Below are 14,507 nucleotides of genomic sequence, written 5' to 3' on the forward strand. Positions count from 1 at the left end.
ACTATGAATAACTTGATTAAATCAAAACTAGAGCTCCTGCCGACCAGCCCTGGTTGTTACATTCACAAGGATAAAAATGGCACTATTATCTATGTAGGAAAGGCTAAAAATCTGCGCAACCGCGTGAGGTCCTATTTCCGTGGAAGTCACGATACCAAAACAGAGGCCTTGGTGTCTGAAATTGTGGATTTTGAATTTATCGTTACGGAGTCCAACATTGAGGCACTTCTCCTAGAAATCAATCTGATCAAGGAAAATAAGCCTAAATACAATATCATGCTCAAGGATGATAAGTCTTATCCTTTCATCAAAATCACCAATGAACGCTATCCTCGCTTGATTATCACTCGTCAGGTCAAAAAGGACGGCGGTCTCTACTTTGGACCTTATCCAGATGTAGGGGCAGCCAATGAAATCAAGAGGCTGCTGGATCGGATTTTTCCTTTTCGAAAGTGTACCAATCCACCGTCTAAGGTCTGTTTTTACTACCATATCGGTCAATGTATGGCCCACACCATCTGTAAGAAGGATGAGGCCTACTTCAAGTCTATGGCTCAGGAGGTTTCTGATTTTCTGAAAGGGCAGGATGACAAAATCATTGATGATCTTAAGGGAAAAATGGCAGCGGCAGCCCAGACTATGGAATTTGAACGTGCAGCGGAATACCGTGACCTCATTCAGGCTATTGGAACGCTTCGAACCAAGCAACGGGTCATGGCTAAGGATCTCCAAAATCGGGATGTCTTTGGCTACTATGTGGACAAGGGATGGATGTGTGTTCAGGTTTTCTTTGTTCGTCAGGGCAAGCTTATTGAGCGCGATGTCAATCTTTTCCCTTATTATAATGATCCGGATGAGGATTTCTTGACCTATGTGGGACAATTCTATCAAGAAAAATCTCATCTAGTTCCCAATGAGGTGCTGATTCCGCAGGATATTGACGAAGAAGCTGTCAAGGCCTTGGTGGATTCCAAGATTCTCAAACCCCAGCGTGGAGAGAAAAAGCAACTGGTCAATTTGGCTATAAAGAATGCTCGAGTCAGCCTAGAGCAGAAGTTCAACCTGCTAGAGAAATCTGTCGAAAAAACACAGGGGGCTATTGAAAATCTAGGACGTTTGCTCCAAATTCCGACACCAGTCCGCATCGAATCCTTCGATAACTCCAACATCATGGGAACTAGCCCTGTTTCGGCTATGGTGGTCTTTGTCAACGGCAAACCAAGTAAGAAGGATTATCGTAAGTATAAAATCAAGACTGTAGTCGGGCCAGACGACTATGCTAGTATGCGAGAGGTCATTCGCAGACGCTATGGTCGAGTACAGCGTGACGGCTTGACTCCGCCAGATTTGATTGTCATTGATGGGGGACAAGGTCAAGTCAATATCGCCAAGCAGGTTATCCAAGAAGAGCTAGGTTTGGATATCCCAATTGCAGGTCTGCAAAAGAATGACAAGCACCAAACCCATGAATTGCTTTTTGGAGATCCACTTGAGGTGGTGGAGTTATCTCGTAATTCTCAGGAATTTTTCCTCCTCCAACGCATCCAAGATGAGGTGCATCGCTTTGCCATCACCTTCCACCGTCAACTACGCTCCATAAATTCTTTCTCATCTCAATTGGATGGGATTGAAGGTCTGGGACCTAAACGCAAGCAGAATCTTATGAAGCATTTCAAGTCTCTAACTAAAATCAAGGAAGCAAGTGTGGATGAGATTGTCGAAGTCGGTGTGCCTAGATCGGTTGCAGAGGCTGTGCAGAGGAAGTTGAACCCGCATGAAACAGAAACCTTGCCTCAAGCGGCAGAAGAAAGAGTAGATTACCAAACGGAAGGAAATCACAATGAAACATAAAATCGCAATTTTATCAGATATTCATGGAAATGCGACGGCTTTAGAAGCAGTGATTGCAGATGCTAAAAATCAAGGAGTCAGTGAATACTGGCTTCTAGGAGATATTTTTCTTCCTGGTCCAGGTGCAAATGACTTGGTGGCCCTGCTAAAGGACCTTCCTATCACAGCCAGTGTTCGAGGAAATTGGGATGATTGTATCCTTGAGGCCTTGGATGGTGAATACGGTTTGGAAGATCCACAAGAAATCCAGTCAATGCGAATGACTCAGTTTTTGATGGAGCGAATGGATCCTGCAACGATTGTCTGGCTACGAAGCTTGCCTTTGCTGGAAAAGAAAGAAGTTGAGGGGCTGCGCTTTTCTATCTCTCATAATTTACCTGACAAAAACTATGGTGGGGATCTACTGGTTGGGAATAATACAGATAAATTTGACCAACTGCTAGATGCGGAAACCGACGTGGCAGTCTATGGTCATGTCCACAAGCAGTTGCTTCGTTACGGCAGTCAAGGGCAACAAATCATCAATCCAGGGTCGATTGGCATGCCCTATTTTAATTGGGATGCGTTAAAAAATCACCGTGCCCAGTATGCCGTGATAGAAGTTGAAGATGGGGAATTGGTAAATATCCTATTTCGTAAAGTCGCTTATGATTACGAAGCTGAGTTGGAATTGGCCAAATCCAAGGGGCTTCCCTTTATCGAAATGTATGAAGAACTGCGTCGTGAAGATAACTATCAGGGACACAATCTGGAATTATTAGCAAGCTTAATAGAAAAGCATGGGTATGTAGAGGATGTGAAAGATTTCTTGGAGATTATAAAGTCAGAATATAAGATAGACTAGTTTCTTTAAGTAACTGAAAATTAATTGGAACTGGATGAGGGGATTCCTGATTTAAATGCTTTTCTTCATTTGGTTGCTTATCCTTGTTCCAGTTTATTTCTATGAAAAATCTCTGCAAGCTCTTTCAAAATATGGTAGAATGGAAGCAGTAGAATTAGAAAAGGAAATCGGTTATGAAATTTCTTGAATTAAATAAAAAACGTCATGCGACTAAGCATTTCACTGATAAGCCAGTTGATCCAAAAGATGTACGTACGGCTATCGAAATTGCAACCTTGGCACCAAGTGCCCACAACAGCCAGCCTTGGAAATTTGTAGTGGTGCGTGAGAAAAATGCCGAACTAGCAAAATTGGCTTACGGTTCAAACTTTGAACAGGTATCATCAGCACCTGTAACCATTGCCCTCTTTACAGATACGGACCTTGCCAAACGTGCCCGTAAAATTGCCCGAGTTGGTGGTGCTAACAATTTCTCAGAAGAACAACTACAATACTTCATGAAAAATTTGCCTGCTGAATTTGCACGTTACAATGAACAACAAGTCAGCGACTACCTAGCACTCAATGCAGGTTTAGTTGCCATGAACTTGATTCTCGCTCTTACAGACCAAGGAATTGGATCAAATATGATTCTTGGATTTGACAAATCAAAAGTCAACGAAGTTTTGGATATCGAAGACCGCTTCCGCCCAGAACTCTTGATTACAGTGGGTTACACAGACGAAAAATTGGAACCAAGCTACCGCTTGCCAGTGGATGAAATCATCGAGAAAAGATAGAAAGAAGAAAAAAATGACAGCAATTGATTTTACAGCAGAAGTAGAAAAACGCAAAGAAGACCTCTTGGCTGACTTGTTTAGCCTTTTGGAAATCAACTCAGAACGTGATGATAGCAAGGTTGATGCTGAGCATCCATTTGGGCCTGAGCCTGTCAAAGCCTTGGAAAAATTCCTTGAAATCGCAGACCGTGATGGCTATCCAACTAAGAATGTCGACAATTATGCAGGACACTTCGAGTTTGGTGATGGAGAAGAAGTTCTCGGTATCTTTGCCCACATGGATGTGGTTCCAGCTGGTAGTGGTTGGGACACAGACCCTTACACACCAACTATCAAAGATGGTCGCCTTTATGCGCGTGGTGCTTCGGATGACAAGGGGCCTACAACAGCTTGTTACTATGGTTTGAAAATCATCAAAGAATTGGGTCTTCCAACTTCTAAGAAAGTTCGCTTCATCGTTGGAACAGACGAAGAATCAGGCTGGGCAGACATGGACTACTACTTCGAGCATGTAGGACTTGCAAAACCAGACTTCGGTTTCTCTCCAGATGCTGAATTCCCTATCATCAATGGTGAAAAAGGTAACATCACTGAATACCTCCACTTTGCAGGTGAAAATACAGGTGTAGCCCGTCTTCACAGCTTTGCAGGTGGTTTGCGTGAAAACATGGTACCAGAATCAGCAACAGCTGTCGTTTCAGGTGATTTGGCTGACTTGCAAGCGAAACTAGATGCCTTTGTTGCAGAACACAAACTTAGAGGAGAACTCCAAGAAGAAAACGGTCAATACAAGGTGACGATCATTGGTAAATCAGCCCACGGTGCTATGCCAGCTTCAGGTGTCAATGGTGCGACTTACCTAGCCCTCTTCCTCAGCCAGTTTGACTTTGCTGGTCCAGCCAAAGACTACCTTGACATCGCTGGTAAGATTCTCTTGAACGATCATGAGGGTGAAAATCTCAAGATTGCTCATGTGGATGAAAAGATGGGTGCCCTTTCTATGAATGCCGGTGTCTTCCGCTTTGACGAAACAAGCGCTGATAATACCATTGCCCTCAACATCCGCTATCCAAAAGGAACAAGTCCAGAGCAAATCAAGTTAATCCTTGAAAACTTGCCAGTTGCTTCTGTTAGCCTTTCTGAGCACGGTCATACGCCTCACTATGTGCCAATGGAAGATCCACTTGTGCAAACCTTGTTGAATGTTTATGAAAAACAAACTGGACTTAAAGGTCACGAGCAAGTTATCGGTGGTGGAACCTTTGGTCGTTTGCTCGAACGCGGAGTTGCCTACGGTGCCATGTTCCCAGACTCAATTGACACCATGCACCAAGCCAATGAATTTATCGCCTTGGATGATCTCTTCCGAGCAGCAGCAATCTATGCCGAAGCTATTTACGAATTGATCAAATAAAACGATAGAAGTCTGAGATTGTATGCTTAGACTTCTTTTTGGAGGGAAAGTAGATGTCTCAAATTGAAAGAATCAAGCAGGCTATTATGTCAGATCCACAGAATGCCAGTTATACAGAGCGTGGCATTGAGCCTCTCTTTGCAGCGCCAAAGACTGCTCGCATCAATATCATCGGTCAAGCGCCTGGTTTTAAAACCCAAGAGGCAGGCCTTTATTGGAAGGACAAGAGTGGTGACCGCTTGCGGGACTGGCTAGGTGTGGATGAAGATACCTTTTACAATTCAGGATATTTTGCTGTTTTGCCTATGGATTTTTACTTTCCAGGACATGGCAAGTCAGGTGACCTGCCACCGAGAACTGGGTTTGCAGAAAAATGGCATCCACAGCTCTTGCAAGAATTACCCGATATCCAGTTGACCCTCTTGATTGGGCAATATGCCCAGGCCTACTATTTAAAGGAGAAAATCAGTGGCAAGGTAACAGAACGGGTAAAACATTACCAGAACTATCTGCCAGCCTATTTTCCACTAGTTCACCCCTCACCGCGAAATCAAATCTGGATGGCCAAAAATCCTTGGTTTGAGTCAGAAGTGGTGCCAGATTTGAAAAAAAGAATTAAAACTATTTTATAGTCAATGAAAATCAAAGAGCAAACTAGGAAGCTAGCCGCAGGCTGCTCAAAGTACAGCTTTGAGGTTGCAGATAGAACTGACGAAGTCAGCTCAAAACACTGTTTTGAGGTTGTGGATAGAACTGACGAAGTCAGCTCAAAGCACTGCTTTGAGGTTGTGGATAGAACTGACGAAGTCAGTAACCATACCTACGGTAAGGCGACGCTGACGTGGTTTGAAGAGATTTTCGAAGAGTATTAGGAGAAAAAGAATGAAAGAAATTTCCTTTGACGCATTTTACCAGCTTTACCAAAACGACCAACTTTCTCTAGTGGACGTGAGAGAAATGGATGAGTTTGAAACTCTTCATTTAGAAGGTGCTCAGAATTTTCCTCTCAGTCAATTAGCTGATACCTTTGATCAGTTGGACAAGGACCAGTTACATTATGTTATTTGTAAATCTGGAATGAGATCGGCGCGTGCTTGCCAATTCTTATCAGAACAAGGTTATGAGGTTATCGATGTCCAAGGTGGCATGATGTCCTTTGAAGAACTTTAAAAATTTGCATTTCTCCTACTTGGTGTGGACTGGGTAGGAGAATGTTATTTTTAGACAATTCTCATTTTTGAGAATCTTGAAAACATTCAATATTTACTTCGTGATACTTTTTTCATACTCCTAATCATGGTATACTAAGTCAGTATTTTATAAATATGAAGGAGATTTTCATGGCTAAAAAAGGTGCCCTAACAGGTTTGCTCCTGTTTGGAATATTTTTTGGTGCGGGGAACTTGATTTTTCCGCCTTCTCTGGGTGCTCTATCTGGAGAACATTTTCTTCCTGCCATCGCAGGTTTTGTCTTTTCAGGTGTCGGTATCGCCGTCTTGACTCTTATTATTGGAACGCTAAATCCTAAAGGATATATTTACGAGATTTCAACAAAGATAGCGCCTTGGTTTGCGACTCTTTACCTCTCAGTTCTTTACTTGTCAATCGGTCCATTCTTTGCTATTCCACGTACAGCTACAACAGCTTACGAAGTAGGGATTAGCCCCCTTTTGTCGGATGCAAATAAAGGTCTTGGTTTGATTGTCTTTACGGTTCTGTATTTTGCGACAGCCTATTTGATTTCACTTAATCCATCAAAAATCTTGGATCGTATCGGCCGTATTTTAACGCCAGTCTTTGCGATTTTGATTGTTATCTTAGTTGTTTTAGGAGCTTTCAAATACGGTGGAACAAGTCCTCAAGCTGCTTCAGCTGCTTATCAAGCTTCTGCCTTTGGGACAGGTTTCCTAGAAGGTTATAATACCTTGGATGCCCTTGCCTCAGTTGCCTTTAGTGTAATCGCAGTCCAAACCTTGAAACAACTTGGATTTTCAAGTAAGAAAGAATACATTTCAACTATTTGGGTGGTTGGTATCGTTGTTGCCCTTGCTTTCAGCGCGCTTTACATCGGTTTAGGCTTCCTTGGGAATCATTTCCCAGTACCAGCTGAAGCGATGAAGGGTGGAACACCAGGTGTTTACATCTTGTCACAAGCCACTCAAGAAATCTTTGGCTCAACAGCTCAACTCTTCCTTGCAGCTATGGTTACCGTAACCTGCTTCACAACAACAGTTGGTCTGATTGTGTCAACAGCTGAGTTCTTTAATGAACGCTTCCCACAAATCAGCTACAAGGTTTATGCGACAGCCTTTACCTTGATTGGATTTGCTATTGCCAATTTGGGGCTTGATGCGATTATCAAGTACTCAATCCCTGTACTGGTTATTTTGTACCCAATCACCATTGCCATCGTTATGATTGTCATTGTCAACAAATTTGTGGCTCTTTCAAAACCGGGTATGCAGTTGACAATTGCTGTGGTTACAGCTATTGCCATTGCAAGCGTATTAGGAAGCTCATTTAAGGTTGAGTTTCTTGCAAATCTTGTCAACGCTCTTCCTTTTGCTAAGGCATCTCTCCCATGGTTGGTACCAGCTATCGTTGGAATCTTGCTCTCACTGGTTCTACCAAACAAGCAAGAAAGCGATGTTTTTGAAATGGAATAATCATTGAAATCACTTTTGTAGCCAAGTCTACAGGAGTGATTTTCTTTTTTTATCCGATGATAAATGTGTTATAATAGGTAGCAAAAGAGGTGAAGAAATGAATCAAACAGTAGAATATATCAAAGAACTAACAGCCATCGCATCGCCAACAGGCTTCACTCGTGAGATTTCGGACTATTTAGTCAAGACTCTAGAAAATTTTGGTTACCAGCCAGTTCGTACAACCAAGGGCGGTGTCAATGTGACTATCAAAGGTCAACATGATGAAGAGCATCGCTATGTGACTGCCCATGTGGATACGCTGGGGGCCATTGTCCGTGCTGTCAAACCAGACGGCCGTCTCAAATTGGATCGTATCGGTGGTTTCCCTTGGAACATGATTGAAGGAGAAAACTGTACCGTTTATGTGGCTAGTACAGGTCAAAAAGTATCAGGAACCATCCTTATCCACCAAACTTCTTGCCATGTTTATAAGGATGCAGGAACTGCAGAACGCACGCAAGACAATATGGAAGTGCGTTTGGACGCCAAAGTAACTAGTGAAAAAGAAACTCGTGCTCTTGGCATTGAGGTCGGTGATTTTATCAGTTTTGACCCACGAACTGTCGTGACAGAGACAGGTTTTATCAAGTCTCGTCATTTGGACGATAAGGTCAGTGCGGCGATTTTGCTTAATCTGCTTCGTATTTATATGGAAGAGAAGATTGAGTTGCCCGTAACAACCCATTTTGCTTTTTCAGTCTTTGAAGAAGTGGGACACGGTGCAAACTCTAGCATTCCTGCTCAAGTAGTTGAATATCTGGCTGTGGACATGGGAGCCATGGGCGATGACCAGCAGACAGATGAGTACACAGTATCTATCTGTGTCAAGGATGCTTCAGGCCCTTATCACTATGACTTCCGTCAACACTTAGTTGCCTTGGCTAAAGAGCAAGATATTCCATTTAAGTTGGATATCTATCCATTTTATGGATCGGACGCTTCAGCGGCCATGTCCGCAGGGGCAGAGGTCAAACACGCCCTCCTTGGCGCGGGTATCGAGTCTAGTCATTCTTATGAGCGTACTCATATTGATTCAGTTGTCGCGACGGAGCGTATGGTTGATGCCTATCTTAAGAGTGAGTTGGTGGAGTAAAGGGGCGATAAAGTATTATGAATGAAATATTGAAACAATTAGCAACGCCTGCTATAATAACGGGGCTAATTTCGAGTTTGTATGCTTATTTCCAAAAGAGAAAAGAAGAATATCATAAGTATGTGTATGAAAATAAACAAGAAAACTTTAAAGAACTAGTTGTTTATGTCGATGAACTAGTAGATAAAGGAATTACTAATCCAGATTTAGAAAAACTACTTTTTAAAATTTCTCAAAAAATTAACCCGTACGGACGAGAAATAAAAACTTTTGGAAAATATCAGTGGATAGAAGATGATGGATACGTGTGGTATCAAATAGAAATGATAGAGAAAAAACTTGCTTCTAAAATACTTCAAATAGAAGATTTAAAAGAACTGGCTCATCGGATACAAATTTCTAAACGATTACTAAATATAAAAGTAGAACAAAATATTTCGCCTATAAATTCAGTTAAAATATGGTTTTATTTATTTCAGTATGGGATGTTATTACTTCAGATGTTTCTCATTTACTTTGGATATAATAGTTTCATCGAACAACCTACTGAACTCTCTTTGTTATTGGCTTATTGGTTGATTGTTGTGGTAATTTTAATTTTTTTACTCCCAGAATTGAGTGTTAATGAAAGCGATCATAGAAAATCTGAAATAGGCATTACAGTGCTCATTTTCTCTATTGTCGCAGTTGATGCTATAACAGCGTATTATTCGTTTAAATCGTATAATAATGTTTTTATTGCCCCTCTTGTTGGAATAGTTTCACTTTGTCTAATTGTTGGTGTATTAATTTTAAAAGCCATCATTTTCGGGGCAAGTGAAATTGGTAAAGTATCTACAATCTATATCGAAGAATATAGAAAACTACAGGAACCTAAGTTAAGTAAGAGACGCTTTATAGATAATTTTACAGTTATTCCATTTTTTAATAAGATTCAGAAATTATTTCACAAAGATAAGAGGGAGGGGAATGATGATCCATAAACACGGACTCTTTGACCTTAATCATACCCTTATCGATTTTGAAACAGTGGATATCCAAGGGGTAAATCAAGGAGGGATTGACAGTGAGTGATTTAATCCCTATATATTTGAGAATGCAAGTATAACTAATCCAGAGCTGTCAGGCTCAAGATATTTTGAACTTATTATAGTTGAGAGGAGAGACTCATGTGCCTGATTTGCCAGAGAATTGACCTCATCAAGAAGGAAGAAAATCCTTACTTTGTCAAAGAGTTGGAAACAGGCTATCTTGTGATTGGAGACCACCAGTATTTTGCAGGATATAGTCTTTTTCTAGCTAAGGAACACGTTACCGAATTGCACCATTTGAAAAAGGAAACAAGACTCCGTTTTCTCGAAGAAATGAGTCTAGTCCAAGAGGCAGTTGCTAAGGTCTTTGCTGCTGAGAAAATGAATATCGAACTGCTAGGAAATGGCGATGCCCATCTTCATTGGCACCTTTTCCCTAGACGAAGAGGTGATATGAATGGTCACGGTCTCAATGGACGTGGTCCAGTCTGGTGGGTTCCCTTTGAAGAAATGACAGCAGAAACCTGCCAAGCAAAACCGGAAGAGATTAAAAGATTAGTCGAATGTTTATCGTTAGAAGTAGATAAACTATTAGAAATAAAGGAGTAGAAATGAAAAAAAGATACCTTATCTTGACAGCCTTGCTAGCCTTGAGTCTAGCAGCTTGTTCACAAGAAAAAGCAAAAAATGAAGATGGAGAAACTAAGACAGAACAGACAGCCAAAGCTGATGGGACAGTCGGCAGTAAATCTCAAGGAGCTGCCCAGAAAAAAGCAGAAGTGGTTAACAAAGGAGACTATTACAGCATTCAAGGGAAATACGATGAAATCATCGTAGCCAACAAACACTATCCATTGTCTAAAGACTACAATCCAGGGGAAAATCCCACAGCCAAGGCTGAGTTACTCAAACTCATCAAAGCGATGCAAGAGGCAGGTTTCTCAATCAGTGACCATTACAGTGGCTTTAGAAGTTATGAGACTCAGACCAAGCTCTATCAAGATTATGTCAATCAAGACGGGAAAGTAGCAGCTGACCGTTACTCTGCCCGTCCTGGCTATAGCGAACACCAGACAGGCTTGGCCTTTGATGTGATTGGGACTGATGGTGATTTGGTGACAGAAGAAAAAGCAGCCCAATGGCTTTTGGACCATGCGGCTGATTATGGCTTTGTTGTCCGTTATCTCAAAGGCAAGGAAAAGGAAACAGGCTATATGGCTGAGGAATGGCACCTGCGTTATGTAGGAAAAGAAGCTAAAGAAATTGCTGAGAGTGGTCTCAGTTTGGAAGAGTATTACGGCTTTGAAGGCGGAGATTACGTCGATTAATACTCTTCGAAAATCTCTTCAAACCACGTCAGCGTCTCCTTACCGTAGATATATGTAACTGACTTCGTCAGTCTTATCTACAACCTCAAAGCAGTGCTTTGAGCAACCTGCGGCTAGCTTCCTAGTTTGCTCTTTGATTTTCATTGAGTATAAAAATAAACTTTTCTCTTGCAATTCCAGATAAATAGTGTATAATAGATGGGTATGTGAAAAGCATACTTGTGGGAGGTAAAAATCTCTAATTACCGCCAAAACCACAAAGGAGGATTTAAAAATGGCTAAAAAAGTCGAAAAACTTGTAAAATTGCAAATCCCTGCTGGTAAAGCTACACCAGCTCCACCGGTTGGACCTGCTCTTGGTCAAGCTGGTATCAACATCATGGGATTCACAAAAGAGTTCAACGCTCGTACAGCTGACCAAGCTGGTATGATTATTCCAGTTGTTATCTCAGTTTACGAAGATAAATCATTTACTTTCATCACTAAAACACCACCAGCTGCTGTTCTTTTGAAAAAAGCTGCAGGTGTTGAAAAAGGATCAGGTACACCTAACAAAACTAAAGTTGCTACAGTTACTCGTGCGCAAGTACAAGAAATTGCAGAAACTAAGATGCCAGATTTGAACGCAGCAAACGTAGAGTCTGCAATGCGTATGATCGAAGGTACTGCTCGTTCTATGGGATTCACTGTTGTTGACTAATCAATAACACCCCCAATATAACCCGCAAGACTTCATCATTTCGAGAAGTGACGTGGGAGATGAAAATCGATTGAACCACTTACAAGGAGAATAGAAAATGGCTAAAAAAAGCAAACAACTTCGTGCTGCTCTTGAGAAAATCGACAGCACAAAAGCATACAGCGTAGAAGAAGCTGTAGCACTTGCAAAAGAAACTAACTTTGCAAAATTTGACGCAACTGTAGAAGTTGCTTACAACTTGAACATCGACGTTAAAAAAGCTGACCAACAAATCCGTGGAGCAATGGTATTGCCAAACGGTACTGGTAAAACTTCACGCGTTCTTGTTTTTGCACGTGGTGCAAAAGCTGAAGAAGCAAAAGCTGCTGGTGCAGACTTTGTTGGTGAAGATGACCTTGTTGCTAAAATCAACGACGGTTGGTTGGACTTCGACGTAGTTATCGCTACACCTGATATGATGGCTCTTGTTGGACGTCTTGGACGTGTCCTTGGACCACGTAACTTGATGCCAAACCCTAAAACTGGTACTGTAACTATGGATGTTGCTAAAGCAGTTGAAGAGTCTAAAGGTGGTAAAATCACTTACCGTGCTGACCGTGCAGGTAACGTTCAAGCAATCATCGGTAAAGTATCATTTGAAGCTGAAAAATTGGTTGAAAACTTCAAAGCTTTCAACGAAACAATCCAAAAAGCAAAACCAGCTACAGCTAAAGGAACTTACGTAACAAACTTGACTATCACAACTACTCAAGGTGTTGGTATCAAAGTTGACGTAAACTCACTTTAATCAGTAGTTTATATCAGAGAACGAGTACGAAAGTGCTCGTTTTTTTGGATACGACGGGCATGTCGTTCATCTGGATTTGTAATACTCTTCAAATCACGTTAGCTTTGCCTTGCCGTACTCAAGTACAGTATGCAGCTAGCTTCCTAGTTTGCTCTTTGATTTCCATTGAGTATTATTTGTGGGTACCATTTACTAGTGAAGCTGTTAGTGATTCTCAAGTTTGACGCTGGAAATAAGAATCGGCAGAGGAAGGGATAGCGAAATCGTAGCTCTACGAACAGAAAGGTGGAGGTTCGTATAGCGGATGAAGATGAGAGCAATTCCAAAGTACAAAAATAGTCGTAACCTGAATGTGTAAATGATGGGATGAGTTGAATTCGAACTAGAGAGGTAATAATAAATTTATGCTATAGTCATGGTGGTTTGTATGCTTTTGATTCTAGTTTATCAAATAATAGATTAGAATTGTCAGATAATATCATTTTATGTTATAATGAAGAAAAAAACAGAGGTGTTCAAATGTCAGAAGCAGGTCATAAGTTTTTAGCAAAACTGGGGAAAAAACGCTTACGCCCAGGTGGAAAACGTGCCACAGATTGGTTAATTGCGGAAGGAGAATTTTCAAAAGAAAAGAGAATACTAGAGGTTGCGTGTAATAGGGGAACTACAGCAATTGAGTTGGCACAGCGTTTTGGTTGTAAGATAACTGCTGTTGATATGGATGGTCAAGCTTTAGAAGTGGCAAAAAAATCTGCTGAAAAGGCAGGTGTTGCTCATTTAATCAGTTTTGAAAGAGCCAATGCAATGAAACTTCCTTATGAAGATGCTAGTTTTGATATTGTTATAAATGAAGCTATGCTGACTATGCAAGCCGATCAAGCTAAGAAAAAATGTGTAATGGAATATCTAAGGGTTTTAAAACTTGAAGGTCTTCTTTTGACACATGATGTGCTTCTTAAGGAAGCTAAAGAGTCTGTCAGGCAGGAATTGTCGCAAGCAATTCATGTAAATGTAGGTCCTTTAACCCAAGATGGTTGGGAACAGGTGATGATAGAATCAGGTTATTGTGATGTGAAAGTATTGACTGGTGAAATGACATTAATGAAATTATCAGGTATGATTTATGACGAAGGTTGGCTAGGAACTTTGAAAATTTGTGTAAATGCTTGTAAAAAGGAGAATAGAAAGCAGTTTTTAACTATGTATAAAATGTTTGATAAGAATAAAAAGAACTTGGGCTTTATTGCTATGGCTAGTCATAAAAGATCAAATCCTTAGATAATCATTGAAGTTAACTTTTCCTTTTTTCTTTCTTGAAAAATATGCTATAATAGAGAGTAAAAAACTTTGAAAGAAAGAAAAAGATGAATTTAAAAGATTACATTGCAACAATTGAAAATTATCCAAAGGAAGGCATCACCTTCCGTGATATCAGTCCTTTGATGGCTGATGGAAATGCTTATAGCTACGCTGTTCGTGAAATTGTTCAGTATGCTACTGACAAGAAAATTGATATGATCGTAGGGCCTGAGGCTCGTGGATTTATCGTGGGCTGTCCAGTTGCCTTTGAGTTGGGAATTGGCTTTGCACCTGTTCGTAAGCCAGGAAAATTGCCACGCGAAGTCATTTCTGCTGACTATGAAAAAGAGTACGGTGTCGATACCTTGACTATGCATGCGGATGCCATCAAGCCAGGTCAACGTGTTCTTATCGTAGATGACCTCTTGGCAACAGGTGGAACTGTTAAGGCAACTATCGAAATGATTGAAAAACTTGGCGGTGTTGTAGCAGGTTGTGCCTTTCTTGTTGAATTGGATGAATTGAACGGCCGTGAAAAAATCGGTGACTACGATTACAAAGTTTTGATGCATTATTAATGAAAAACAGTCCCTAGGGCTGTTTTCTCTACATTGGGATATAAAAATAGACTATAGCTAGTTAGAGAAAAACTATAATTGAAAACTATATCTTC

The 14,507-nt window shown here is 41.0% G+C and carries 16 protein-coding genes; all 16 read left to right on the forward strand.

Annotation, left to right across the window (positions count from 1 at the left end; all coding sequences use genetic code 11):
• The first annotated feature begins 3 nt into the window (after window positions 1-3).
• The 16 genes from uvrC to HMPREF9957_RS09710 all read left to right on the forward strand — a co-directional run bounded on the left by uvrC (window position 4) and on the right by HMPREF9957_RS09710 (window position 14,412).
• Window positions 4-1,851, forward strand: coding sequence for an excinuclease ABC subunit UvrC (uvrC, locus tag HMPREF9957_RS09640; protein ID WP_001061120.1), 1,848 nt, complete (start codon window positions 4-6; stop codon window positions 1,849-1,851).
• Window positions 1,841-2,695 carry a metallophosphoesterase family protein gene (locus HMPREF9957_RS09645; RefSeq protein ID WP_000680851.1) on the forward strand — a complete coding sequence of 285 codons (855 nt, stop codon included), beginning with the start codon at window positions 1,841-1,843 and terminating at the stop codon, window positions 2,693-2,695. Before uvrC ends, HMPREF9957_RS09645 begins: the two co-directional genes overlap by 11 nt.
• A 173-nt stretch (window positions 2,696-2,868) precedes the next feature.
• Window positions 2,869-3,474: a nitroreductase family protein gene (locus HMPREF9957_RS09650; protein ID WP_000670160.1), complete on the forward strand. Its 606-nt coding sequence runs from the start codon at window positions 2,869-2,871 to the stop codon at window positions 3,472-3,474.
• Window positions 3,475-3,487: 13 nt separating this feature from the next.
• Complete coding sequence (gene pepV, locus HMPREF9957_RS09655; protein ID WP_000125059.1) at window positions 3,488-4,888, forward strand: dipeptidase PepV; 1,401 nt, start codon at window positions 3,488-3,490, stop codon at window positions 4,886-4,888.
• A 53-nt stretch (window positions 4,889-4,941) separates the two neighbouring features.
• A complete protein-coding gene (locus HMPREF9957_RS09660) occupies window positions 4,942-5,520 on the forward strand; it encodes a uracil-DNA glycosylase family protein (RefSeq protein WP_000078160.1) in 579 nt (192 codons plus the stop codon).
• Between the two features lie 3 nt (window positions 5,521-5,523).
• Window positions 5,524-5,760 carry a hypothetical protein gene (locus HMPREF9957_RS13620; RefSeq protein ID WP_000693344.1) on the forward strand — a complete coding sequence of 79 codons (237 nt, stop codon included), beginning with the start codon at window positions 5,524-5,526 and terminating at the stop codon, window positions 5,758-5,760.
• A gap of 10 nt (window positions 5,761-5,770) precedes the next feature.
• A complete protein-coding gene (locus HMPREF9957_RS09665) occupies window positions 5,771-6,058 on the forward strand; it encodes a rhodanese-like domain-containing protein (protein ID WP_000659132.1) in 288 nt (95 codons plus the stop codon).
• Between the two features lie 170 nt (window positions 6,059-6,228).
• Window positions 6,229-7,554: a branched-chain amino acid transport system II carrier protein gene (gene brnQ / locus HMPREF9957_RS09670; RefSeq protein ID WP_001074584.1), complete on the forward strand. Its 1,326-nt coding sequence runs from the start codon at window positions 6,229-6,231 to the stop codon at window positions 7,552-7,554.
• Window positions 7,555-7,651: 97 nt separating this feature from the next.
• Entirely contained in the window at window positions 7,652-8,689 is a 1,038-nt protein-coding gene (locus tag HMPREF9957_RS09675; protein WP_001077218.1) for a M42 family metallopeptidase, read from the forward strand.
• Between the two features lie 29 nt (window positions 8,690-8,718).
• Window positions 8,719-9,672 carry a hypothetical protein gene (locus HMPREF9957_RS09680; protein ID WP_255263238.1) on the forward strand — a complete coding sequence of 318 codons (954 nt, stop codon included), beginning with the start codon at window positions 8,719-8,721 and terminating at the stop codon, window positions 9,670-9,672.
• Between the two features lie 186 nt (window positions 9,673-9,858).
• A complete protein-coding gene (locus tag HMPREF9957_RS09685) occupies window positions 9,859-10,329 on the forward strand; it encodes an HIT family protein (protein ID WP_000335590.1) in 471 nt (156 codons plus the stop codon).
• 2 nt (window positions 10,330-10,331) lie between these two features.
• Window positions 10,332-11,048, forward strand: coding sequence for an LD-carboxypeptidase LdcB/DacB (gene ldcB / locus HMPREF9957_RS09690; RefSeq protein ID WP_000747754.1), 717 nt, complete (start codon window positions 10,332-10,334; stop codon window positions 11,046-11,048).
• A 274-nt stretch (window positions 11,049-11,322) separates the two neighbouring features.
• Window positions 11,323-11,748 carry a 50S ribosomal protein L11 gene (gene rplK / locus HMPREF9957_RS09695; RefSeq protein ID WP_001085807.1) on the forward strand — a complete coding sequence of 142 codons (426 nt, stop codon included), beginning with the start codon at window positions 11,323-11,325 and terminating at the stop codon, window positions 11,746-11,748.
• Between the two features lie 97 nt (window positions 11,749-11,845).
• Window positions 11,846-12,535, forward strand: coding sequence for a 50S ribosomal protein L1 (rplA, locus tag HMPREF9957_RS09700; protein ID WP_001085675.1), 690 nt, complete (start codon window positions 11,846-11,848; stop codon window positions 12,533-12,535).
• 519 nt (window positions 12,536-13,054) lie between these two features.
• Entirely contained in the window at window positions 13,055-13,813 is a 759-nt protein-coding gene (locus tag HMPREF9957_RS09705) for a class I SAM-dependent methyltransferase (protein WP_001287221.1), read from the forward strand.
• A gap of 86 nt (window positions 13,814-13,899) precedes the next feature.
• Complete coding sequence (locus HMPREF9957_RS09710) at window positions 13,900-14,412, forward strand: adenine phosphoribosyltransferase (protein ID WP_001049318.1); 513 nt, start codon at window positions 13,900-13,902, stop codon at window positions 14,410-14,412.
• The last annotated feature ends 95 nt before the right edge of the window (window positions 14,413-14,507 follow it).

The organism is Streptococcus mitis SK1080 (genome assembly GCF_000220085.1).
Lineage (GTDB): Bacteria > Bacillota > Bacilli > Lactobacillales > Streptococcaceae > Streptococcus > Streptococcus mitis_K.

Coding starts and splice junctions, on each gene's coding strand:
- ldcB (WP_000747754.1), top strand. CDS start 10,332: ATGAAAAAAAGATACCTTATCTTGACAGCCTTGCTAGCCTTGAGTCTA.
- HMPREF9957_RS09650 (WP_000670160.1), top strand. CDS start 2,869: ATGAAATTTCTTGAATTAAATAAAAAACGTCATGCGACTAAGCATTTC.
- HMPREF9957_RS09665 (WP_000659132.1), top strand. CDS start 5,771: ATGAAAGAAATTTCCTTTGACGCATTTTACCAGCTTTACCAAAACGAC.
- HMPREF9957_RS09710 (WP_001049318.1), top strand. CDS start 13,900: ATGAATTTAAAAGATTACATTGCAACAATTGAAAATTATCCAAAGGAA.
- HMPREF9957_RS09685 (WP_000335590.1), top strand. CDS start 9,859: ATGTGCCTGATTTGCCAGAGAATTGACCTCATCAAGAAGGAAGAAAAT.
- HMPREF9957_RS13620 (WP_000693344.1), top strand. CDS start 5,524: ATGAAAATCAAAGAGCAAACTAGGAAGCTAGCCGCAGGCTGCTCAAAG.
- HMPREF9957_RS09675 (WP_001077218.1), top strand. CDS start 7,652: ATGAATCAAACAGTAGAATATATCAAAGAACTAACAGCCATCGCATCG.
- rplA (WP_001085675.1), top strand. CDS start 11,846: ATGGCTAAAAAAAGCAAACAACTTCGTGCTGCTCTTGAGAAAATCGAC.
- HMPREF9957_RS09705 (WP_001287221.1), top strand. CDS start 13,055: ATGTCAGAAGCAGGTCATAAGTTTTTAGCAAAACTGGGGAAAAAACGC.
- uvrC (WP_001061120.1), top strand. CDS start 4: ATGAATAACTTGATTAAATCAAAACTAGAGCTCCTGCCGACCAGCCCT.
- rplK (WP_001085807.1), top strand. CDS start 11,323: ATGGCTAAAAAAGTCGAAAAACTTGTAAAATTGCAAATCCCTGCTGGT.
- pepV (WP_000125059.1), top strand. CDS start 3,488: ATGACAGCAATTGATTTTACAGCAGAAGTAGAAAAACGCAAAGAAGAC.
- HMPREF9957_RS09645 (WP_000680851.1), top strand. CDS start 1,841: ATGAAACATAAAATCGCAATTTTATCAGATATTCATGGAAATGCGACG.
- brnQ (WP_001074584.1), top strand. CDS start 6,229: ATGGCTAAAAAAGGTGCCCTAACAGGTTTGCTCCTGTTTGGAATATTT.
- HMPREF9957_RS09660 (WP_000078160.1), top strand. CDS start 4,942: ATGTCTCAAATTGAAAGAATCAAGCAGGCTATTATGTCAGATCCACAG.